Below are 22,736 nucleotides of genomic sequence, written 5' to 3'. Positions count from 1 at the left end.
ATGGTATTACCAATAATGTGCATGTCAAGGTCAGGTCGGCACGGCCGTGTCCTCCTGTTCCCCCACTCCCTGATACGCGCGGACCGGGTTCGGCCGCGCCACGAAGAACCCTGCGTAACCGGCCGCGAGCACGCCACCGAGGGTCAGCGCCAGCACGGGCCCAAGCGCACCCGCCACCGCACCGACCAATGTGTCGCCCAATGCTGGACCACCGCGCGAGGACATCTGGTAAATCGCAGACACCCTGCCGCGCAACTCATCCGGCGTCTCCAGCTGAACGGCGGCGTGCCGAATCGTCGTGGCCATCGCGTCGAACGCTCCGATCAGCAATCCCGCCGCCACGGCGAGTACGAAGATGTGCGCCTGCGCCAGCGCGACGTTCGAGATGCCGTAGAGCACCGTCGACACCAGGAGCACCCTGCCCAGACGCCTCGTCCTGTCGACCACGCGGAACACCGTGTATGTGGCCAGCAGGGCGCCGGCCGACGGCGCAGCCGACAGCAACCCATAGCCCTGCGGCCCCACATGGAACACCGTCGCGCACAGCGCGGGCAGCACCACGCGATAGGCGCCGAACAACGTCGCCGACAGGTCCAGCGACATCAGCATCCAGATGATCTGGCGACCCTTGACAAATCGCGCACCCTCCGCGAGCTGCTCCCACACCGATGTATGCGATCCGGCCCCTTCGAGTTTCGCAACCCGCAGCACCTGCAGGATCACGACCAGCACCGCATAGGTGCCCGCATCGACCGCGTACATCAGACCCGGCCCCGCCATGCCGATGAAGACCCCGGCCAGCGCCGGACCCAGCAGCACCGCGATCTCGCGCGACGGATTGAGCAAGGCGAAGGCCTGCGGCAACTGCGTTCGGGGCACCAGTGCCGGAATCAGCGCTTGCCTGGCCGGCTGGTCGAAAGTCGCTGCGGCAGTGGTCAACACGACCGAGACCAACACCTGCCAGGCCACGATGTGACCGGTGAGCGTCAGCGCAGCAAGGCCGCCCGCTACCACCATCGCCACCGCCTGCGACCATTGCAACAGCCTGCGCCGGTCCCACCGGTCGGCGAACACACCGCCCAACGGACTCAACACCAGAAGGGCAACGGCCTGACCCGCGCCGACCAAACCGGTCTGCGTGACTGAGCCGGTCAATTGGTAGACGTGGTAGAGATTCGCCGCGACGGTCCCGCGGGTGCCGATCTGCGAGAAGACGACGCCCGCCCAATACAGGTTGAAATCGCGGTTTCTCAGTACTTCCGCAACACGCATGCTCGCGGTCAGTCGACGGGGACGAGCGACAGCTTGCCAGGCTGCATGTCCAGATACACCGTGGTGCCCGGCGCATGGGAGATGTGCGGAAGACAGCGGGCCCGGATCTCATGTTTACCGACAGCCACCACGTGGTCGACCGCATCGCCGAGGAACGCGCGGGTGGTGACATTGCCTTCCCACACGTTCTCCGCACCGGCGGGATGGTCGGTGGTCAGCATGACCGCCTCGGGTCGAATGGACACCACGACTTCGGTACCGGGTTCGACGTGCGCACCCGATTCGAGTGTCAGGCGGCCGTCGCGCGTCTCGACGACATGCCGGTCGCCGCTACGCGATGCGACGGTGCCGTCGATGAAGTTCGACGTTCCGATGAACTCGGCGACGAATTTGCTCTGCGGATTCTCGTATATCGCCCGCGGCTTGCCCAGCTGAACCACTTCGCCGGCCTTCATCACCGCGATGCTCGACGACAGCGACAACGCCTCGATCTGGTCGTGCGTCACGTAGATCGACGTGATGCCGAGGTCCCGCTGCAGCCGTTTGAGCTCGAAACGAAGCGACTCACGGAGTTTCGCGTCCAGATTGGACAACGGCTCGTCCAGGAGCAGCAGGGACGGCTCGATGACAATCGCGCGCGCCAACGCCAACCGCTGCTGTTGGCCGCCGGATAACTTGGTGGCATGGCGGTCGGCGTACTGCAGCAGTTCCATGGTCTCGAGGACCCGTTCGACGCGTTCGGTGATCTCGCGCTTGCTGGGCCGCTGGCGACGCGGGCGCACCCGTAGGGGGAACGCGACATTCTCGAACACGCTCATATGCGGCCAGATCGCGTACGACTGGAAGACCATTCCGAGTCCGCGCTTGTTCGCAGGCACGTTGACCCGCTTCTGGGCCTCTGCGCCTGCCGCGAACAGCACGTTGCCGCCCACCGAGACGACGCCCGCGTCTGGCTGCTCCAGGCCCGCTATGGAGCGCAGCGTTGTCGACTTGCCACACCCCGAGGGTCCCAGCAGGGTGAACAACTCCCCCGGCTCGACCTTGAAGCTGACGTCGTTGACGGCGAAAACGCGTGGCGGCTCACCGTTTTTGACGGCCTGCCCGCGTGATCGGCGCTTCTGCCGTTCACCGTCGAACGTCTTGACCAAGTTCTTGACTTCAAGCACGGGAGCAGTTCCTTTCCAACCAGATCAATCCTGCTTGAGGCCGACCTTGGCCCCGAGTTTGTATGCGACGGTGACCAGCACGACGAGCGTCAGCACCATGACGACACCGAGCGCCGACAAGACGGTGAACTGACCATTCTCGAACTGCTCGAAGATCAGGATGGACAGCACTTCGTTTCCCGGGCTGTACAACAGGATCGAACTCGACAGTTCGCGGAACGACACGACGAGGATGTAGATCCAGCCGGCGATCAGCCCCGGCATCAGCAGCGGCAGCAGCACGCGACGGAACGTCTGCCACCAACTGGCGCCGTTCACCATCGCCGACTCCTCCAGTTCATTGGAGATCTGCTGCATCGAGGTGACGGAATACCGCATGCCGTACGGCAGGTACCGGGTGCAGTAGGAGATGAGCAGGATGAACAGCGTGCCGTAAATCGGGATGGGGCTACGAAGGTAGACAAAGCTGAGTGCAAGACCCATCACCAATCCCGGGACCACAAGCGGGAGGAAGGCCAACCCGTCCAGGATCTTTCGGCCGCGGATCTTGGAGCGCACGACGATCCAGGCGGCGACCGCCATCACCCCCATCACCAGCGTCGCCGAGGACAACCCGAGGATGAGCGAGTTCCTCAACGCCGTGATGGCATCCTCGGTGTGCGCGAGAGCCCGGTAGTTCTCCAGCGTCATGGACTTGAAGGTGTCCTTCGAGGGTGGCGCGTAGAACTTGAGCAATGAGGTGTACAAGAGCACCAGCAGCGGGGCGATGACCGTCAAAAGGAAGTACCCGACGATCAGCACGCCTGCCACCGGTCGCCACTTGCCCAGTTCCATTGGCCGAGGCCGGAATCCTTTGCCCGTTACCGTCTGATAGTTCTTGCTGGCGCGACCGGCGAAGTTGGAGATCGCAACGCCGAGCACGGCGATGATGAGCAAGCCGATCGCCAACGCGCCCGCCGCCGACAGGTCGGGCGGATAGTCGCGCAACACGAAGTAGATCCGGCTGGTGAACACGTAGGTGCCGTTCTGCAATCCCAGCAGTGCCGGCACCTCGAAGCTCTCCAGGCTGCGCACCACCATGATCAGGATCGCGGCCACGATCGCGGGACGAGCCAACGGCACGGTGACCTTGCGGAAGACGGTCCACCGGCCTGCCCCGGACATCAGCGCCGACTCTTCCAGTGACGGGTCCATCGACCGAAACGACGCAACCATGAGCAGAAAGACGATCGGCGACAGTTGCAGCCCCTCGACCCAGATCATTCCCCAGATGCTGAACACGTCGATCACCGCGCGCCCGAACACTGGCTCGAGGTAGTGGTTGATCAATCCAATGTCAGGGCTTCCCAACAAGATCCACGCGATCGTATAGAGAATGCCGGGTATCACGAGAGGAATGATCGATGCGGCGAAGAACAAAGCCTTGAACGGTACGTCGGTGCGCACGTTCAGGTACGCCAGGCCGGTGCCGAGCACCAGCGACACGGCGGCCGCACCCACCGCGAACAACAACGAGTTGCCGACCAGGCTGAAGATCTGGTGGTTGCCATATGCCCGCTCGAAACCCGAGAAGGTGAACCCCGTTGCGTCGAAAAAGGTTCCCCAGAACAGGTAGTACAACGGCACCAACGCCAAGTAGGCGATGACAAGGGTCACCACGGATAGCGTCAGGAACTTCGTGTTGGGCAGATAGCGTCGCCAACGACTGGGCTCGGTCGGCGTGGACCTGACCGGTGGTGGCGGAGCGGTCGGCCGAGTCGGTGTGGCGGTCGTCATGTATTCACCTCAATGGTTCTGGCTGGCCTGGGCAGTCGGCGGTTCAGCCGCCGATCTTGTCGCTTCGCGAGAGCAGGGCCTCGTATCGGTCGCTCCACTCCTTTTGCTTGTCCAGGAGTTGCTTGACGTCGACCGGGATGACCTCGATGCCTTCCAGCGGATCCTTCAAATTCGCGGGCTCGATCGACGGCGTCAGACCTTGATCCACGAACACCTGCTGCCCTTCGGTGAACAACCAGTCCTGGAACAGCAACGCCGCGGCGGGGTGCGGGGCGGATTTCAACGGGGCGGCGCCTTGCGGACGCGCGATCACGGGCTGCACGAACGGCTGGTAGGCCACCGGGGCGCCCTTGTTCACCGCCTTCTGGACGATGTAGCTGTAGTTCGACGCGGCCACCGAATACTGGCCGGCGGAGAGCATTTCGCCCATCACGGTGTGGCCCTTGACGACCTTGGCGCCGTTTGCCATGTCGGCGAAGATCTTGTCGATGTCTGCGTCGCTCTTACCGTGCTGCTGCCAGTATTCGTAAAGCGTCAGATACCAGTCGTAGTCGTTGAGTTCCATCGCGAGCGCACCGTCCCATTTCGGGCTGGCAAGGTCTTCCCACGACTTCGGCTGATCTCCCGCCGGCACCTTTGTGGTGTTCCAGCTGGGCGCGAACAGGTTGTAGCGGTCCGCTGTCCAGGTGTCGAACTTGCCTTCGGCGCCCACCAAGTCGCGACGTTCGCCGGTGTACGGCTCGACCAGTTGCTCCTTGCCGAGCGAGGCCATCTCCAGCGCGTCGGTCTCGACCACGTCGGCACCGGCGTGGTTGGCCCTGGCCTCTTGGAGAATGCGTTGCAGCACGGTCTCGGAGTCGGCCCGATACAGGTTGACTTTGATGCCGGTCTGTTGGGTGAACGCTTTGGTCACCGCGTTTGCAACGTCACTCGTCATCGACGTGTATACGGACACTTCGCCTTCGGCCTTCGCGTCCTTGAGCAGCGTGTCACGCCGCTGCTGTCCCTTGAGGCTCTCGTACTGCTGGAATTTCGAGGCACCGTTGCTCTGCCCCGACCCGGTCGGCGGCGCGGTCGGCGGCGCCCCGCATGAGACGAGGGCCAGCGTCAGGCCGACGGCCGCGACCAGATGGCCGTGTCGAAATGTCATGTGCCTCGAGTCCTCACTGTTTCAGTTTCCGCCGACGCGGACTGCGCCGGACTCTGCCTTCAGATCGCCGACCACGGGCCGAGAGTCCTGTGGCGACCTCTGGACTTATTGTATGACCATTGGTGTGATTCCTATCATGTTTGAGGCGCGATGTGAAGCCCCTCCACGACATATTGTCTGCTCTAAGAACACTAAATGCCACAGAATTCTGGAAAGCAGAAAACGCACTGTGCCGCCCATTGGGCGACCAGCGCGTTGGAGTTCGGTCCGGCGGCCGGTGAGGGCAAGCCGCCGGACCGAAGGCTCGGATCTGGCCTCGAATCAGGCGGTGGCGTCGGCCAATTCGCCTGCCGCCGTGTCCGCGGCCGAAGCGGGCACGAAGAAGTGCGTGTTGTCGTAGCCGAGATGCTTGAACACCCGGTTCTGTGCGTTGAACAGCCGTAGCGGCGTACCGTCAGCCGCGAAGAGCTGGCATACGTGGTTCTGCGGCACATACAACGTGTCGCCCTGCTTGATGTCGTATCGCTTCGGCTCCAATGCGATACGCGCGTAGTACTTCTCGGCGATCTCGGCCTCAACCTCCCACTGCAGCGCGTAGCCGCCGCCGGACAGCACGTAGTACACCTCGTCGGCCATCTTCCAGTACTTGCCCGAGTGCCCGCCCGCCTCGATGTCGAGTTCGAACGCGTCGACGCTGAAGATCCTGCCGTCGGTGCGCTCGGCAGAGGCGATGGTCCGTACGCGCCCCAGCGGCGTCTGCTCCCACACGGTGTCGGCCGGGCTGATCACCTTCTTGCGCTCCAGCACGCCCGGGGTCCAGATTTTCGACCAGTCCTCGCGCGGTCCGAACGCGGCCTCGTTCTCGACCGGCCCGCTGCGACCCTGCTGAATCAGGCCCATGAACATCCAGGTGCACTTCGCCTTGACGACCAGAGCCAGCGCCTTCTCGTCGTATGGGTTGAAATGCCGGTGCACCGAATCGGTGTGCACGTACACCAGATCGTCCTTGGCCCAGTCATAGCGTTGGTCGTCGTGGATCTCGTAGCCGTGGCCTTCGAGGATGTAGAACGCCGCTTCGTTCTGGTGGCCATGACCGTGGTTGGACGACCGAGGCGGAAGCTCGACGAAGTGAACCTGGATTGTCTGGGTGAGGAAGTCCTCGTCGCCGGGGCCGATCCGCCACCAGGTCCGCGATTGTTCGCTGTCGCCGGAGTGGGCAACCTTGGCGTCGTCCACGACGAACGCATCGTCACGAACCCGTTCGACCTCCAACTGCTGGCGACGAAACTCGCCGAGCCCATAAGTCTCCGAGGTCAGCCCGCGGACGAATACGCGGCCCTTTTTCCCCATGCTGTTCTCCTTCAACGGACCTTCAACTGTAGAATGGTTTGACCATTAGCATGGTAAGCCGGGTCACACGTGATGTCCAGCCACGGTGGGCACCGCCGGCGTGAGCCCAGCGAGCACGTTGTCGAGCGGGCGCACGTTGCACATTCTGGGAAAGACCTTCTCCATGAAGAACGCCCGCTGTTCCGCGAACCCGTGGCAGCACTCCGGCACGATGGTGATCTGGAAATCCATATCGCGGGCGTCATAGGCGGTGGATGCGATGCCGACGTGAACGGAGCCGCCGACGAGCAATATCGTGTCGATGTCGCGACTACGCAGCGAGAGTTCCAGATGCGTCCCGTGGAAGGCCGACCATCGGTGCTTGGGCACGTCGTAGTCGCCGGGCTGCGGAGCAATCTCGGCCAGTACCGACAGCGCCGGTGAACCCGACGCGTGTGGCGGCAGTGTTCGGTACGGATTGTCCGGCCCCCATGGCCGGAACTGGCTGTCGGTGTCGGCGATGGTTCTCGCGAAATCGGCACCGTCGGCGCGATGGTCGGCGCGGGCGTAGAAAATCGGCACGCCCACCCTGCGGCACGCCTCGATCAACCGTTTCGTCGGTTCGATCGATCCGGCGGCCTCAATCGGCTCTCGATAGGCCTCCAACATGTCGAACACGACAAGGCCGGTGGCGCGGTAATCGTAGTGAATCACTGGTTTTCGACTCCAAAGGTGATCGGCAATTGCTTCAGTGCTGACGTTTGTTGCTGGCGAAGTCGTAATCGCCTGCGATGGTCGAGGTGAAGCGCCAAGAAACCTGCGGCGCCTGGGGCTTCGAGGTGACCGTTCGCAGCCATGACACGATCAGCTCGAAGGTCTCGCGAGCCTGCTCGGCGCGGAACCGGCCGGGCATCGTGTCGTTGAGCCAGCCGTGCGGCAGGTCAGGGTACAGCACGAAATCATAACTGCGCCGGGCATCTTCGAGATGATCGCGGAGCCCTCTGACGTGCTCCACCGACATCGTGTGGTCCTTCTCCCCCCAGATTCCCAGCACCGGCGCTGCGCCGGCCTTGATCAAGTCCACATAGGGCGTCGAGCGAAGTTCGCCGACGACGTACTCGCGTGGTTGCGCGCCGCCGTAGAGCAGGACCGCGGCGGCGACGTCATCGCGTTCCGCGTCGGCGAGAATTCCGTAGCTTCCGGTCCGGCAGATTCCGATGACGGCGATCGACGTTCCGGTCAGCCGGGCATCCATAGCTCTTACATACGACGCGGCCGCGTCGAGGTGTCGCAGCGCGCTGGCGTCACCGATGTCGGGCAATCGCTCGTGCTCACCGGACAGGTCCATGTCGGCGTAGAAGTCCGGGGCGACTGCGACAAACCCTGCGCCTGCGAATTTCTCGGTCAATTCGACAGTGTGCCGCACGACGCCGTAACGCTCGTGACAGACGATCACGATCGGCGCGGCGCCATCGATGGCGTCCGGCTTGGCCACCCAACCGAAGGAGTCGGGACCCAACCGGGTCAGTTCGCCAGGCGGGATCCGATCACCGGGTCCACGCGCCTCCCGGCTGCGCAGGGGCGGAACACCGTGCGGCTCTACACACATCTACTGCGTTCCTCTTTCACCGTTAGCCCTGTGATGCTCATGATCCCGTAATCAGTTGGTTGTATTCGTCGGCAATCTTCGCGCGGTTGGCCACCAAGTCATCGACGTCCAGATCGATCACCTGCGCATTCGCCAACGGGTCGTGTTGGGTGGGTAGTGGCGGCAGCGCGCGCAACTGCTCATCGACCGCGGCACCGTCGGGGCCGAGTTCGAAATCCAGGTACAGCGCGGAACCTGCCGGGTTGTCGGTTCCGCGCATCACGCCGCCTGCGTCATATCTGACGACCACCGGGCTGACGATGTGACCAGTGCCTTCTCCGAACGAGACCTGCGCGCCCTTGTCAATGAGCCTGTTGACCGACTGCGTATAGACCGACAGTGCCACGTCGAACTGTCCGGCCGCGAGCAGTTCCGCTTGCACCGTATGTCCCTTGACCGTCTTCGAGTTCGCCGCGATCTTCCGGAACATCGCCGAGACGTCCTCGGCCGGCATTCCTTTCTCCCGGTAATAGCGCCGCAGGGTGGCGTACCAGTCGATGTCGCTGTACTCCATGCTGATTCGGCCGCCCCACTTCGGGTCTGCGAATCCGGCGTAATCGGCAGGCAGGTCGGCCGGCGCCAGTTTCCCGGTGTTAAAGCCTGCCACGAAGGCAAGCCTGCGCACCCCGGTCCAGCCCGTTGACTTGCCGGCCTCGGGCATCACATCGCGGTACGAAGAACGGTAATCGCCAAGCAGTCCTTTGGATTCCATCGCGGTCATATCGGTGGCGGGAGCCACCAGCACGTCGTTGGCGAGCTTGTGTGCGGTGGCTTCCTGTACGACGCGCTGAAGCACGGTCTCGGAGTTGGCGTTGTAGACGTTGACCTTGATGCCGTACTTCTTGCTGAACGCGTCGGCCATCGCTTGCTCGTCGTTGAACGCCGAGTACACCGTCAGTTCGCCCTCGGCCTTCGCGGCCGCAACGAGCGCGGCTTCGCGCTGCGCTCCGGTCAGCCCGTTCCATGATTGTGCCTGCGAGGACCCAACCGCCTGCCCACCGTCGGGTCCGGAGTGGGGTGGCGCGCCACATCCGGCGACCAGTGCCGCCGCAAGACCGATGGCGACCATCACCACTGCCCGTGCCGGTCGATGTTGTAGGCGCATCGGTCGTTCCTTCCTGGTCAGGCGTCGACAGGCTCCGGCGTGATGTGCTCGACCGCGGCGACCAGGTCGTCTGCGGTGAGTTCGTTCGGGTCGCGAGTGACCTCTTGGCGCATCGCCAGCGCCGACAACACGAGCTTGCGTACCCGACGCCCGTCGAGGCCTGCACAGGCATCGGCGAGTTTCGCGTGCAGTCCGTCATCGTGGGCCAGCGACCTGGCTCCCGGCCACAGCGCCGCCAACTCCTGCAAGCTGTGCCGGATGATCTGCGCGATCGTCGTGGTGTCCGGCAGCGACAGTTGCACCACCAAATCCGCCCGCGACAGAAACGCTTCGTCTACGGCCTCGGTGAAGTTGGTCGTCGCGACGAACAAGACGCGCGGTAGATCCTTGGCAACCGCGTCGATCCCGGCCAGTAGTGCGTCGGTGGCACGGTGCACGTCGACGGGGTTGGCGCCGAACGACGCGGCCGACCGTCGCACTGCGAAGCTCTCCACCTCGTCGACGAGCACGATCGTGTGGGGCCGCCGCGCTGCCAGTTCCGGAATCGTGTCTGTCATCAATTGGGTGATGTTGCGCTGACTTTCGCCCAACAGCTCGCTGGGAAAGGCATGCGGGTCGATCTCGACGTACGTCGTCGCGCCGCGTGAAGCCACCGTGCGTGCGGCCATCTGCGCGAGGCCCCGCGCCAACGTCGTCTTGCCGGTGCCAGGGGGACCCGACAGGATGATCAGTCCGTGCGGCAGACCGGCCATGGTGGCCAGCGCGGGACCGTGCAACAGCGTCAGCAGTGCGTGGTTGAGCAGACGCTCCTTCACACCGGGCGGCGTGAGGATGTGATCCCACGGCCCGTCGTGGTGGTCGGCCGGCAGCACGTGGACGGACAGCACCCCTGGCGGCAGGGCCGTCGGCGTCACGGCCATGTCGGCCTTGTCACCTCCGGCCAGTCGATGGTGCTGATGTCGCCCGCCTGCGCATCCCTGATGCGCACTGGGGGCTCCTCGAAGAGCACCATCGGGTCCATCAGCACCCGCATCGTGTCGAGCAGGCTGTCGAACATGTGGATCCGCACGACTTTTGCCGTTTTCTCGGGATCGTCGTTGAAGTGCTGATGCCACAAGAAGTGGTCGACCACGATCAGGTCGCCCTTTTTCCACGGGTAGTCCGTGCCGCCCTCGGGTTCAGTGCCGAGATAGCTGTGGCCACTGCCTTCGAGGACGTACAGCCACGCCTCGCCGGCGTGCCGGTGCATCGATTGACCACGTCCGGGTCCGATCTCGAACATCGCCATCGAGATGCCGGACGCCTGATAGCCGTTCGCGCGGTCCAGCAGGAAGGTGGTGCGGGTGCCGCGCGGGGTCGGCAGCAGTTCGAGTTCATCCCAGTCGGTGTGCAGCCGTCCCGAGCGCCGCGCCCGCTGATCACGGGCCAGTCTGCGGATCCGCCGCGCATACGGGTCGTCGCCCGTGACCTCACCGGTATAGGCGGGCCGTCCGGGCAACTCGCTGACAGGGGTGTGCCCGGCGTCCTCGATGATCGACATTCCCATGGTCTCCAGCAGCGGCTCGCTGGAGAACGTCAGGTACCGAGCGGTGATGTCGCCGTCATTTCCGGACCTATGCCATGACCAGGCCGGCAGGTGCAGCGAATCTCCTGGGCCCCAGTCGATTCGCTGCCCATCGATCTCGGTCCACCCGTGACCCGCCACCACTAGGACCATGGCGTCCCACGAATGCCGGTGGATGGTGGACACCACGCCAGGATCGATCTCGTGGGCGAGGGCGTCCATCGACCGGGTCGGGCGATCGCCGTCGGCGCCGACGTACACACCGACGCGTGTCCCGCGCTCGGTCTCGACCATGTTCACGTCCTCGAGGGCGACGACGGTCTTCTGGTAGCCGCGCCACTCCTCGATGAAGTCGGCCCTGCGCTTCTTCTGCACGTGATAGTGCGAGACCTTGGTGGTGGTGTGCGTGGTCACGTCTGCCTTTCTTTTGTTCTGGCGCCCTTGCCTTTTCGGCCAGCGCCGCTACGTCTGACCGCCCGCGTCGGTCACACTCTTGTACCTGTCACTCCACTTCTGGGCGTTGTTGAGCAGCTCCTCTTCTGGCGTGGTGATTGTCTGGACACCGGCCAGGGGGTCCTCGGCCGTCGGGATCGCACCGATTCGATTGGCTCCCGCAATGGCCTTCTGGCCGTCGGTCAACAGGAAGTCGAAGAACAGCATCGCGGCGGCTGGGTGCTTGGCCGATTTCATCAGCCCCGCGCCGTTGGGCCGCAGCACCACCGGCTGCACCGGCTTGCCGTCCTTCCGCCACGTCACCGGAGCACCCTTCTCAGCCGCGTTGTCCACGGTGTGCGAGTAGATCGACACCGCGACGTCGAACTGACCCGCGGCCAGCAGTTCACCCATCACGGTATGTCCCTTGGCGATCTTGGAATTCGCGGCGAGTTGGTGAAAGAAGCCCATGACCTGGTCGTCGGACTGGCCCTGCGACTTGTAGAACTCGTACATCGCGGCGAACCAGTCCACATCGCCGAGTTCCAGCCCGACGCGGCCCTTCCATTGCGGCGCCGTCAGGTCGCTCAGTGACTTGGGTTCGGTGCCCGCCGGCACCTTGCTGGTGTTCCAGCCGACCACGAATGCATTGAAGCGGTCCGCCGTCCAGCCGTCCTTGCGGCCCTCGGGACGGACCTTGTCCCGCAGTTCGCCCTTGTACGGGTAGAGAAACTGCCGTTGCTGCATGGCGTTGAGTTCGCCCGCGTTGGTCTCGACCAGGTCGGCGCCCTGATAGTTGGCGCTGGCCTCCTGCAGCACGCGTTGCAGCACGGTCTCCGAGTTCGCCCGGTAAGTCTCGACTTTCAGCTTGTACTTGTCCTCGAACGCCTTGACGACGTCATCCATATCGGTGTTCGACGTGTACAGCGACAGCGTGCCGTCCTTCTTGGCGAGGTCGAGCAGCGTCTTGCTGCGTTCGTCTCCTGTCACACCGTTGATCTGGTCGTAGACCTGTTGCGCCGCGGTCGCGCCCGCCGGTGTCGAAGCGGAGTTGCTCGCCGTCGGGCTGCCGCCGCACGCCGCGGTCAGCAGCAACATCAGGGCGACCATCGCATGACTAGCCGAACGGATTCTCACGGCTCACTCCTCACGATCGACACGATCAATGGACTGACATTCAGACCATCAGTGTGATTTCTATCATGTCTGCGAGATCCTGTGAAGCCCCTGTCTTGCGCGCAACGGCAACATGGGGTCAGATGACGAACGCTTCGGCGGTTTCCGGTGCGAACAGGTCAGCGGGCTGATAACGGTTGCGGGAGAGCCCCTGTGCATGGTGGTAGTCCAGGAACGCGTCGAGCACGTGTTCGTTCTCGGTCAGGCCGTAGGACCAATAGTCGCGGCCCAGGAGTTGCCTGGACTCCTCGAGATGCTGGATGAGCCACGGCTCCATGAACCGAAGCGCCGATGAATCGTAGATGCGTTCGTACGCCAGGTCTCGCGCGCGCAGGCACGCCTTGTACAGCGATTGCGCGATCCACCGGTGCCGTTCATAGAGTTCGGCGCGGATCACCACGACATGCATGATCGGGAAGATGCGTGTCGCCGCGAAATAGTCCCTCTCGACGGCAACCACATCTTCGAACAAGCGCTTGACCCGTTTGTCGCCGTCCCGGAACGGAGTGGGCACCCGCGGCGTGTACAGCGCATCGATCTCCCCGTCCGCGAGCATCCGCGCCAGCGTGGCGCCGATCGGTATCGGGCGGATGTCGAGTCCGGTGTTCACCTTGCCCTTCTCGATCCGGCCCGGCGTTTCCTGTCCACCGGTGAAGTAGGTCACCGAATCGATTGGCACGCCGTGGTGTTCGGCGAGAATGCCTCTGATCCAGACGCCGGCTGTCAGCTGGAATTCGGGTGACGCGACGCGCTTGCCCCGTAGGTCGGAGGGGGCCGAAATGCCCGCGTCCGCGTTGATGTAGACGCCGCCGTGCCGGAACATCCGCGAGGTGAACACCGGCAACGCGACGAACGGGCGCGCGTCGCGGTCGAGCGTCGCCACGTAGGTGGACAACGACATCTCCGCGACGTCGAACTCGCGGTGGCGCAGCATGCGGAAGAAGGTTTCCTCCACCGGCAGTCGAAGGTAGGTGAGGTCGATGCCGTCGGCACGCACACTTCCGTCCTCGAGCGCACGCGTGCGGTCGTAGTCCCCGCAGGCGAACGTCAGATGCAGATTGGACACACCACTCACCTTCCTGCGGCGGCAAGTCGCCGGTGCAGACGCGGGTACGCGCGTCTGGCATTCAATTCGACGATCGCCTGCCGGTTGACCGCGGTCAGCCCGAGGTTCTCCACGTAGACCAGGGTGTCGTCCCATGCCACACCGGTCTCCGGGTCGGCACCTCTCACCGCGCCGAGCATCTCGGAGGCGAACAGAATGTTCTCAGCCGGAATCACCTTCGCCAACAAGTCGATTCCGGGTTGGTGGTAGACGCAGGTATCGAAGAAGACATTGCGCAGCAACTCGGCGGGATCGGGTCTGCCCATTCGTTCCGCCAGCCCGCGATACCTCCCCCAGTGGTAGGGCACTGCCCCGCCACCATGCGGGATGACGAAGGTCAAGGTCGGGAACTTCACGAACAGGTCCGCCAACACGAACTGCATGAAGACACTGGTGTCGGCGTTGAGATAGTGAGCGCCAAGCGTATGGAAATTCGGGTTGCACGAAGTCGAGACGTGGATCATGGCGGGCACTTCGAGCTCCACCATGGCTTCGTAGAGCGGATACCAGTACTCGTCGGTCATCGGCGGCGTCGTCCAGTACCCGGCAGCGGGATCGGGATTGACGTTGCAGCCCACGAAGCCGAGTTCCAGGACGCAGCGCCGCAATTCGTCGACCACCGGGCCGAGTTCTTTGGCCGGTGTCTGCGGTAGCTGCGCCACCGGCGCAAAGGAGTCAGGAAACAGCTCGGCGACCCGGTGCACGAGGTCGTTGGATGCCCTGGCCCACTCGATGGCGGTGTCCTGGTCGCTGACGTGGTGCTCCATGCCGGAGGCCTTCGGCGAGAACAACATGAGATCCCCGCCACGCTCCCGCAGGAGCCGCAGCTGGTTGCCCTCGATGCTTTCGCGGATCTCGTCGTCGGTGATCCGTGGCCGGGCCGGCGACGAAGGCGACGGGTCCTCCAATGCGGCGAGCTGATCGTTGCGGAAACGCTGCTGTTCGGCGGGCGCGGTCGTGTAGTGGCCGTGGACGTCGATGATCACTGCGGTGCCTCCCCGTAATCGACGTAGCGTAGGCCCAGCTGCTCCAGGTCTTTTCGCATGTCGTTCATGTCGAGGAACAGTTCGCCGCGTTGATAGCGCTCACGCGAACGCGCTTCCTTTTCCTCTCGGGCCCTGGCCGCGGCGAGCACCTCGGCAGCCTTCGCACGCGGCACGATCACCACGCCGTCATCGTCGCCAACCACGACGTCTCCGGGTTCGACGCCGGCACCCGCGCACGTCACCGGAATGTTCACCGAGCCGAGCCGCTTCTTCACGGTGCCCTGCGCCGATACGCACTTCGACCACACCGGAAATTTCATCTCGGTCAGCTCCGCGATATCGCGGCAGCCGGCGTCGATCACCAGTCCGCGCACTCCGCGCGTTGCCAACGTCGTCGCCAATAGCTCACCGAAATAGCCGTATTCGGAGGGCGATTCGGGCGCCACCACCAGCACGTCGCCCGGCCGGCACTGTTCGACCGCGACATGGATCATCCAGTTGTCGTCGGGCGGCAGGCTGACGGTGACGGCCGTACCGCACACCCGGGCGCCGGTGTAGATGGGCGTCATATACGGCGCGACCAGGCCGGTGCGACCCTGAGCTTCGTGGATCGTCGCCACCCCGTACTGCCCCAGGGCGTCACAGACACCGGAATCGGCACGGGGGGGATTACGAACGACAGTCGGGGTGCTCATTTGTCCTTCCCCAGCCATGGCATCAGCGAGATGTGGATGACGTCTTCGTCCGCGGTATCGCCGGCGAGCGCGCGGATCGCCCGGTCGACCTGATCGAGGCCGAACTGATGTGTTGCCAGCCGCTCCAGCGGGAACCGACCCGAACTCAGCTGATGCAACGCCAATTCACACGCGCGGTAGCTGTGCCCCCGGGCGCTCTTGACGGTGATCGCCTTCTCGGTCAGCAGCTTGATCGGAAAATCCGGGAAGGCCGCCAACTCCCCCTGGATCAGCAGCGTGCCCTCGCGGCGCTTGAGCACATCGATGCCGAGCAGGACCGGGCCGACGCCGGCCCGCGACGTGCAATCCAGGACGAAGTCGACGCCGCGGCCGCCGGTGAGGTCCATGACGGCCTCACACGGGTTGACCTGATCGATGTCGACCACCGCATCGGCACCCAGTTCGACTGCGAGATCCAGTCGCGCCTTGTCGCGCGTCGTGCCGCTGACGATGATCGTCGACGCACCCGCTTGCTTGCATGCCACCACCTGCGAGAGGCCCTGTTGGCCCGGTCCCTGGATGAGCACCGTGTCGGAGTACCCGACGCCCGCGGCGAGCAGCGCCCATTCGATGCCGTTCGAAAGCGGGGTGACAAGGCCGGCCAGTTCGGCGCTCACCCCGACCGGAACCTTGTGCAGCACGGCATTCCACGGCAGATACATGTATTCGGAGAAACCGCCCCACAGCGTGCCGGGATTTTCCGCCGAGGTGTAGCCGTACCGGCGGGCGTCGGAGTTCGTGCGCCAATCTGTGGCCTCGCAGTGCCGGTATTCACCGATGCGGCACCATTCACAGTTGTAGCAGCCGACGTAGTGCTCGACGAAGACGCGGTCGCCCTCGGTGACGCCGTGCAATTGCTTGAACTTCTCGCCTGCGACCGCGATGGTGCCGACGTTCTCGTGGCCCATGATCACCGGATCGTCGAAAGGGGGTTTGGCATACATCTTCACGTCAGTGCCGCAGATGCCGGCGACCTCGACCTTGAGCAGGGCGGAATCATCCGACAACTCGGGCTTCGGAAGCTCTCTGAGCTCGGTGGTGCTGGGTGCCACTCGCACTGCGGCCAGAACGCTGTCGGCCATCGGTCTCCTTCGTTCACCCATATGGCATTATGGTCATGCCAATGTACCAAACGGTGGTCGCAGCGACCAGGGACGGAGAACGTTGAATGTCTGAGCCCGTGTTGACCACGCTGACCCGAACCCAAGGCGCCAACCAGGCCCTCAAGGACGGTATGGTCGCCCCGGCGGGCTTCTCATTGCGCTTCGAAGAAATCCCGGTGTTGGTCAAGGGATTTCGCCGAATGGTGCGATCGTTGGAGTTCGACGTCAGCGAGATGGCGCTGACCACTTACCTGACGGCCCGCGAACACGGCGTCGCGTTCACCGCGCTGCCGATCTTCCTGGTCCGCGGCTTCCACCACGGCGCGATCCGGTACAACGTCCGATCGGGCATCCGCACGCCGAAGGACCTCGAAGGCCGTCGCGTGGGCGTCAATCGGGGCTACACGGTCACCACCGGTGTCTGGGCCCGCGGCATCCTCGCCAGCGAGTACGGCGTCGACCTGCAGCGTGTGCAGTGGATACCGTCCGGCGATGAACATGTGGCGTCGTACGTCCCGCCTGCCAACGTCGAACCGGGCAGCGGGGACCTCGCCGAGATGCTGATCAACCGCGAGATAGACGCCGTCATCGGTGTCGACGTGGAGCATCCCGATGTTGCACCGCTGATCGACGACCCGCAAGACGCCGCGATCCGCGCCCTTCGCGACCGCTCGTTCTACCCGATCAATCACCTGGTCGTGGTAAAAGATTCTGTGCTGCAGCGCTATCCAGAGGTAGCGCGCGCGGTGTTCGACGCTTTCACCGAGGCCAAGAATCGCTACGTTGCCCAACTGCGCTCCGGCGCTGCCACCGACCGTGTGTTGTCGCGAGTACTGGAGATCACCGGAGCCGATCCGCTGCCCTACGGCGTGGACGAGAACCGCCCGATGCTCGAGCAGCTGATGGAATACGCGCTCGACCAACGGATCTTGACCCGTTCCGTCGATATCGACGAGATGTTCGCCGCCTGACACCAGTCTCCTGCCTCCGCGAGACGGCAGTGAGGCGCTTGTGCCGCCTAGGCGCCGATCGCCTGCGGAACAATCAGCTCGCGCAGCGCGACGCTGCTGTCGGCTGCGGCCGCGGCATGGATCGTCGAGCCCAGGCCTAGCGCCTTACGGACCGCCATGTAGTCACCCGGCATGTTGACGGCGTCCACCGCCAACAACGCGCCGTCGCGGTAGTAGAGCACCGAGAACGACTCCCCGGCAATGTCGCCGCGGACCACGTATTCGTCGTGTCCGGCTGACAGACCGGCGATTTGGAGCTTGAGATCGTACTGATCCGACCAGAACCACGGCACGGCGTCGTTCGGTACACGCAGACCCGCGAGTGTCGCCGCCGCGCTCTTTGCCTGACTGATCGCGTTCTGCACCGATTCCAACCGGACCCGGCCCTCGCCGGTTAGCGGGTGAGGCTGCACCGTGCAGTCACCGGCGGCGACCACGACGGGATTGCTCGTTCTGGCGAACTTGTCCACGACGATGCCGCCTGCCGACTCGAGGCCGAGTTGGCGGGCCAACTCGGTGCATGGTTCGACTCCGATACCGACGATCACCAGGTCGGCCGGTATCCGACTGCCGTCGGAGAGTTGCACCGCCTGCACCCTGTTGTGCTTGCCGCCGAGCGAAATCACCTTCGTACCAAGGCGGACGTCGACACCGCGGCCGATGTGGGCGTCGCGGTAGAACTCCGAAACCACCGGTGCAACCGCGCGACCGATCAGGCGGTCGGCCGCCTCGACGACGGTCACCGACTTTCCCTGCGTGCGTGCGACCGCCGCCGCCTCCAGCCCGATGAATCCGCCGCCGATCACCACCACCGACTCGGCGTCCGACTGCAACGCGCGCAGCACGGTGGCATCGTCGGCGGTGCGAAGATAGGTGACGCCGTCGAGGTTGGCACCGGGCACGCTCAGCCGCCGGGGCCGCGCACCGACGGTCAGCGCCAACCGGTCGAAGTCGAGCACTCGCCCACTGGCCGTCCTAGCCGTTCCCGGCGGCCCCCCGGAATACAGGTCGACGGTCTCAACCCGTTCGCCCGTGATCAATGTGATCCCCTGACCAACAAGAAAATCCGGTGCACGCAGCCACAACTGCTCGAGTTCGGTGTTGCCGTGCAGATAGGCCTTCGACAGCGGCGGGCGCTGGTACGGCAGATGCGGTTCTGCGCCGACCAGGGTGATCGGCTCGGTGTTCCCCGCGTCCCGCAACGACACCGCCAACTGCAAACCCGCCTGGCTGGCCCCGATGATCAACGTGCCCGCAGGCATCATCACTGCTCCGCGGGCACGTGCACGGTCAGGCCGTCGAGCGCATCGGTGACTTCGATCTGACACGACAGCCTGCTGGTGTCGCGGCGGTCAGCCACTCCGAGGTCGAGAAGGTCGTCCTCCATGTCCTTCGGCCCGCCGACGCTGGCGGTGAACTCGTCGTTCACGTAGACATGGCATGTCGCGCAACTGCAATTGCCACCGCATTCGCCGATGATGCCGGGAATACCGTTGCGCACGGCCACGGCCATGACCGACTCACCGGCGTTGGCGTCGACGACTCGCTGAGCACCGTCGACGGTGATGAAGACGACCTTCGGCATGCAAACTCCAGTGCTAAGTGATGGTCTTACCATTCTACCTTAGCTGACGAGCCTCGCATAGCTCAAGACTTATGGTGTTACCATAAGGCCGCTTGCTTGGATGCCGCGACTTCGAGGACACGACACATGCGCATCGCGATCGCCGCCGACCACAACGCCGTTGCGATGAAATCGCGCCTCGCGGCATGGCTGCGCGAACGCGGCCACCTCATCGACGATCGCGGGGTCCACGACGCCGGTGAAGTCGCGGACTATCCTCCGCTGTGCGCTGACGTGGGTTTGCGAGTGGTCGAGGGCAGCGACGACTTCGGCGTCATCCTCGGCGGCAGCGGATGCGGTGAACAGATTGCGGCGAACAAGATCACCGGCGTGCGGGCGGCTTTGTGCCACTGCGTCTTCACCGCCGAGATCGCGCGCGCCCACAACGATGCAAACGTTCTGGTGATGGGCGCCAAGGTGGTCGCCCCCGACCTGGCCGAGCGCATCATGCAGGTGTGGCTCAGCACCGCGTTCAAAGGCGGCCGGCATCAGTTGCGCGTGGATCAGATCAGCGCACTCGAACGTGGGGAGTCGCTACCATGAGCCGCGTTCTGGTGCTGCTGCGGCACGGCGAGAGCACCGCCAACGCCGCCGACGTGTTCGGCGGTTGGCTCGACTTCCCACTGACCAACCGTGGTCGCGACCAGGCCGCGATGGCGGGCGCGTTGATCCGCGATGCGGGCATCTCCCCCGGCGCCGTGCATACCTCACTGCTGACCCGCGCGATCGACACCGCCGATACCGTTGTCGCTGAATTGGGTTCGGCGCTGCCGGTCCGACGCAGCTGGCGGCTGAACGAACGCCACTACGGCGCGTTACAGGGCCGGCGCCGCAGCGACGTCCGCAAGGAGTTCGGCGTCCAGATCTACGCCGACTGGCGTCGGTCATATCACCTCGCCCCTCCTGCGCTACCACCTGACCATCCGCAGCATCCGCGCCGTGACGCCCGCTATGCCGCGCTGCCCGCACGCGAATTGCCAACCACGGAGTCTCTTGCCGCGGTGCGCCGCAGGCTGGTGCCGTACTGGCAGGACGCGATTGCCGCGGATCTTTCCGCCGGACACACCACACTCGTAGTGGCGCATGGCAATTCGCTTCGCGCGTTGTGCATGCATCTGGACGGCTTGACACCGCAGCAGGTCAGTTCGCTGCACATCCCCACCGGTGTCCCGCTGCGCTACGACCTCGACGATTCGCTAATGCCGTTGGTGGCCTACGGCGTTTACCTCGATCCGGTGCGTGCCGCGGCGGGTATCGCCGAGGTCGCCGCGCAAGGCACCCGCTGACTCGCCCTCGGGGAACAGATGGGCGATTCGGTGCGTGGTGCGGCGCGCCTTCGCACTGGTGCTGGCAGCGCCGATGACGAGGACCATCGACCCGAAGCCGACGATGACCCACAGTGCCGGGCGGGTGGCGGTGATGAATTCTGGCGCACTCATGAACGAGATATGCGAACTCAGAATCGATCCGACAACTGCAACCCCGAGGCTGGTCCCGATGTTGCGACTGGTCGTCGCGACCGCAGCGGCCACTCCTGCGTGACTGCGCGGCATCCCCGATACTGCGGTGTTGGTGATCGGAGCGTTCACCACGCCCTGCCCGACACCGAACGCGAGATAACTGGTGAGCACGAAGCCCAGTGGCGTGTGCGCGGTGACGAACAACAGCATGCTCGCACCGACGCAGATCATGGTTCCGGCGAGCAGCAACGACGGCCGCGGCCCGAATCTGGCGACGACTCGGCCGGAGATCGGGGAACACAGCAGCACGGTCAGGCCGAGCGGCACCGTGCACAGGCCGGCCTGTATCGGCGAAAGGCCGCGAATCATCTGCAGATACAGCGTGTTCATGAACAGGAAGCCGCCGAACGCACCGAATGCGCAGATCGCGATCAGTGTCGCGGCGGAAAACGGCACACTGCGAAAGAACCGGAGTTCGATCAGCGGGTCAATGCGCCGCGGCTCGTGAATCAGTAGAACGGTCAGTGCAACCGCGGCGAGCGCGAACAGCCAAAGCGTCTGCGCCGACGCCCAACCCGCATGCGGCGCCTCGATGATGGCGTAGACGCAGCTGGCCAGTGTTGTCACCGTCGCCAGTTGACCGAGCGGGTCGAACCGGCGCGGTCGCGGTGACCGGGACTCCGGCACGAACAGTGCCGTGGCGATCAATGCCACTGCACCGATCGGCAGGTTGATCCAGAAGATCGCCCGCCAGTCGACGAGTTCGACGAGCACGCCGCCAACCAGCGGCCCCACACCGATGCCGAGGCCCGATACGCCACCCCAGATGCCGATGGCCCGGGCACGGTCGCGTGGTTCGGTGAAGACGGTGGTGATGATCGACATCGCCACCGGGTTGAGCATCGATCCGCCGAGCGCCTGCACCATTCGGGCGGCGACGAGCCAGCCGACCGACGGCGCCAGGCTGCACAGCAGTGATCCCCCGACGAAGACCGTCAGCCCGATCTGGAAAGTGCGGCGCCGACCGACACGATCCGCCGTCGACCCGGAAAGCAACAGGAAACTGGCCAGCACCACGAGGTACGCGTCGATCGTCCACTGCAACGCGGAGATCGGGGCATCGAATTGTGCACTGATCGACGGCAACGCGACGTTGATGGTCGTGATGTCCATGCTGACGATCAGCAGGCTCATACAGCAGATGCCGAGCACCAGAAACTTGCGCCGGCGGCTCAGGCCCATGACGCCGATGGTATCGCTTAGGGACTGATGGACCAATTGTCGGTCCATATTCGGACCTGCCGAATTGACAGACGACTCGCGCACATAGTCAGGTATCTGCCGTGGATTGGCTTCTCCTCGTCGGTGCTGGCGTGCTGGGCGGACTCACCGGCAGCATCGCCGGACTCGCCTCGGTAGCCACCTACCCGGCACTTTTGCTTGTCGGACTGCCTCCGGTGACCGCCAACGTCACCAACACTGTCGCATTGGTGTTCAACGGTGTCGGATCGGTTCTCGGCTCACGGCCAGAACTCGCGGGACAGGGCAGGTGGATCATCCGCATCGCGCCAGTGGCCGTCCTCGGCGGCGCAGCGGGTGCCACGCTGCTGTTGTCCACTCCCGCAGAGGGGTTCGAGAAGGTGGTGCCGATCCTGCTCGGACTGGCATCGCTGGCGATCCTGATTCCGCGCCGCGGCACGCAGAATGCACGCGTCGCAGATCCCCGCCGCCACCTGGTCGCCGTCCTGTTCGAGCCCACCGCGATCTTCCTGATCTGCATCTACGGCGGCTATTTCGGCGCTGCCGCGGGCGTGCTTCTGCTCGCGCTGCTTTTGCGCGCAGGCCACGCCACGCTCGCGCATGCCAACGCGGGCAAGAACGTGATCCTCGGCATCGCGAATGCAGTGGCGGCGGTCATGTTCGCGATTCTCGCTCCGGTGCACTGGCCCGCGGTGCTTGCCCTCGGTGCCGGATGCCTGATCGGTTCGCGTCTTGGTCCGATCGTGGTGCGCCACGCCCCCGCCACGCCACTGCGGGCAGTGATCGGCACCGCGGGCATCGCGCTGGCCGTGAAACTCGGCATCGACGCCTATTGA

General features: G+C 64.4%; 22 protein-coding genes. 4 read left to right on the top strand and 18 right to left on the bottom strand.

The features are described from left to right. Positions 1 to 30: 30 nt before the first annotated feature. From ACGFK1_RS01730 to ACGFK1_RS01660, 15 genes are all read right to left on the bottom strand, one after another. Entirely contained in the window at positions 31 to 1,272 is a 1,242-nt protein-coding gene (locus ACGFK1_RS01730; RefSeq protein WP_393424661.1) for an MFS transporter, read from the bottom strand. A gap of 8 nt (positions 1,273 to 1,280) precedes the next feature. Beyond that, the gene (locus ACGFK1_RS01725) at positions 1,281 to 2,438 is read right to left on the bottom strand and encodes an ABC transporter ATP-binding protein (protein ID WP_393424658.1); all 1,158 of its coding nucleotides are present in this window, start codon (positions 2,436 to 2,438) and stop codon (positions 1,281 to 1,283) included. Between the two features lie 24 nt (positions 2,439 to 2,462). Continuing rightward, on the bottom strand, positions 2,463 to 4,214 hold the full coding sequence (locus ACGFK1_RS01720; protein WP_393424655.1) for an ABC transporter permease: 1,752 nt from the start codon (positions 4,212 to 4,214) through the stop codon (positions 2,463 to 2,465). 43 nt (positions 4,215 to 4,257) lie between these two features. After that, a complete protein-coding gene (locus ACGFK1_RS01715; RefSeq protein WP_393424652.1) occupies positions 4,258 to 5,364 on the bottom strand; it encodes an ABC transporter substrate-binding protein in 1,107 nt (368 codons plus the stop codon). Positions 5,365 to 5,685: 321 nt separating this feature from the next. Next, positions 5,686 to 6,714, bottom strand: coding sequence for a cupin domain-containing protein (locus ACGFK1_RS01710; protein WP_393424649.1), 1,029 nt, complete (start codon positions 6,712 to 6,714; stop codon positions 5,686 to 5,688). 63 nt (positions 6,715 to 6,777) lie between these two features. Continuing rightward, positions 6,778 to 7,407: a cysteine hydrolase family protein gene (locus ACGFK1_RS01705; RefSeq protein ID WP_393424646.1), complete on the bottom strand. Its 630-nt coding sequence runs from the start codon at positions 7,405 to 7,407 to the stop codon at positions 6,778 to 6,780. A 34-nt stretch (positions 7,408 to 7,441) separates the two neighbouring features. Then, complete coding sequence (locus tag ACGFK1_RS01700; protein ID WP_393424643.1) at positions 7,442 to 8,302, bottom strand: dienelactone hydrolase family protein; 861 nt, start codon at positions 8,300 to 8,302, stop codon at positions 7,442 to 7,444. A gap of 37 nt (positions 8,303 to 8,339) precedes the next feature. Further along, positions 8,340 to 9,446 (bottom strand): extracellular solute-binding protein, encoded by a 1,107-nt coding sequence (locus ACGFK1_RS01695; protein WP_393424640.1) that lies wholly within the window; start codon positions 9,444 to 9,446, stop codon positions 8,340 to 8,342. A gap of 17 nt (positions 9,447 to 9,463) precedes the next feature. After that, on the bottom strand, positions 9,464 to 10,366 hold the full coding sequence (locus ACGFK1_RS01690) for an AAA family ATPase (protein ID WP_393424637.1): 903 nt from the start codon (positions 10,364 to 10,366) through the stop codon (positions 9,464 to 9,466). Further along, the gene (locus ACGFK1_RS01685) at positions 10,357 to 11,424 is read right to left on the bottom strand and encodes a cupin domain-containing protein (protein WP_393424634.1); all 1,068 of its coding nucleotides are present in this window, start codon (positions 11,422 to 11,424) and stop codon (positions 10,357 to 10,359) included. The genes ACGFK1_RS01690 and ACGFK1_RS01685 overlap by 10 nt, the downstream gene beginning before the upstream one ends. 48 nt (positions 11,425 to 11,472) lie before the next feature. Next, the gene (locus ACGFK1_RS01680) at positions 11,473 to 12,579 is read right to left on the bottom strand and encodes an extracellular solute-binding protein (protein WP_393424631.1); all 1,107 of its coding nucleotides are present in this window, start codon (positions 12,577 to 12,579) and stop codon (positions 11,473 to 11,475) included. Between the two features lie 118 nt (positions 12,580 to 12,697). Continuing rightward, positions 12,698 to 13,684 (bottom strand): ABC transporter substrate-binding protein, encoded by a 987-nt coding sequence (locus tag ACGFK1_RS01675; protein WP_393424628.1) that lies wholly within the window; start codon positions 13,682 to 13,684, stop codon positions 12,698 to 12,700. A 5-nt stretch (positions 13,685 to 13,689) separates the two neighbouring features. Then, positions 13,690 to 14,709, bottom strand: a complete 1,020-nt coding sequence (locus ACGFK1_RS01670; RefSeq protein ID WP_393424625.1) for an amidohydrolase family protein — start codon at positions 14,707 to 14,709, stop codon at positions 13,690 to 13,692. Beyond that, complete coding sequence (locus ACGFK1_RS01665; RefSeq protein ID WP_393424622.1) at positions 14,706 to 15,404, bottom strand: 4-carboxy-4-hydroxy-2-oxoadipate aldolase/oxaloacetate decarboxylase; 699 nt, start codon at positions 15,402 to 15,404, stop codon at positions 14,706 to 14,708. Before ACGFK1_RS01665 ends, ACGFK1_RS01670 begins: the two co-directional genes overlap by 4 nt. Continuing rightward, positions 15,401 to 16,525 (bottom strand): zinc-binding dehydrogenase, encoded by a 1,125-nt coding sequence (locus tag ACGFK1_RS01660; RefSeq protein ID WP_393424619.1) that lies wholly within the window; start codon positions 16,523 to 16,525, stop codon positions 15,401 to 15,403. The genes ACGFK1_RS01665 and ACGFK1_RS01660 overlap by 4 nt, the downstream gene beginning before the upstream one ends. Before the next feature lie 86 nt (positions 16,526 to 16,611). Here ACGFK1_RS01660 and ACGFK1_RS01655 point away from each other — a divergent pair, with 86 nt between their 5' ends. Next, positions 16,612 to 17,517 (top strand): ABC transporter substrate-binding protein, encoded by a 906-nt coding sequence (locus ACGFK1_RS01655; protein WP_393424617.1) that lies wholly within the window; start codon positions 16,612 to 16,614, stop codon positions 17,515 to 17,517. Between the two features lie 47 nt (positions 17,518 to 17,564). On the opposite strand, the gene ACGFK1_RS01650 is transcribed toward ACGFK1_RS01655, so the two are convergent. Beyond that, the gene (locus ACGFK1_RS01650) at positions 17,565 to 18,818 is read right to left on the bottom strand and encodes an NAD(P)/FAD-dependent oxidoreductase (protein ID WP_393424614.1); all 1,254 of its coding nucleotides are present in this window, start codon (positions 18,816 to 18,818) and stop codon (positions 17,565 to 17,567) included. A gap of 2 nt (positions 18,819 to 18,820) precedes the next feature. Continuing rightward, positions 18,821 to 19,141, bottom strand: a complete 321-nt coding sequence (locus ACGFK1_RS01645) for a 2Fe-2S iron-sulfur cluster-binding protein (protein ID WP_393424611.1) — start codon at positions 19,139 to 19,141, stop codon at positions 18,821 to 18,823. A 126-nt stretch (positions 19,142 to 19,267) separates the two neighbouring features. On the opposite strand from ACGFK1_RS01645, the gene ACGFK1_RS01640 reads away from it, so the two are divergent. Together ACGFK1_RS01640 and ACGFK1_RS01635 are read left to right on the top strand one after the other, a co-directional pair. After that, entirely contained in the window at positions 19,268 to 19,723 is a 456-nt protein-coding gene (locus tag ACGFK1_RS01640; protein ID WP_393424608.1) for an RpiB/LacA/LacB family sugar-phosphate isomerase, read from the top strand. Beyond that, entirely contained in the window at positions 19,720 to 20,466 is a 747-nt protein-coding gene (locus ACGFK1_RS01635; RefSeq protein WP_393424605.1) for a 2,3-diphosphoglycerate-dependent phosphoglycerate mutase, read from the top strand. Before ACGFK1_RS01640 ends, ACGFK1_RS01635 begins: the two co-directional genes overlap by 4 nt. Here ACGFK1_RS01635 and ACGFK1_RS01630 read toward each other — a convergent pair. Then, a complete protein-coding gene (locus tag ACGFK1_RS01630) occupies positions 20,377 to 21,882 on the bottom strand; it encodes an MFS transporter (RefSeq protein WP_393424602.1) in 1,506 nt (501 codons plus the stop codon). The two genes, ACGFK1_RS01635 and ACGFK1_RS01630, sit on opposite strands and share 90 nt — an antisense overlap. Before the next feature lie 101 nt (positions 21,883 to 21,983). Here ACGFK1_RS01630 and ACGFK1_RS01625 point away from each other — a divergent pair, with 101 nt between their 5' ends. Continuing rightward, positions 21,984 to 22,736, top strand: coding sequence for a sulfite exporter TauE/SafE family protein (locus tag ACGFK1_RS01625; RefSeq protein ID WP_393424599.1), 753 nt, complete (start codon positions 21,984 to 21,986; stop codon positions 22,734 to 22,736).

Source organism: Mycobacterium sp. NPDC048908 (assembly GCF_043197955.1).
Lineage (GTDB): Bacteria > Actinomycetota > Actinomycetes > Mycobacteriales > Mycobacteriaceae > Mycobacterium.
Note: the sequence above shows the minus strand (reverse complement) of the source record. Positions and strands in the feature narration are given on the sequence as shown.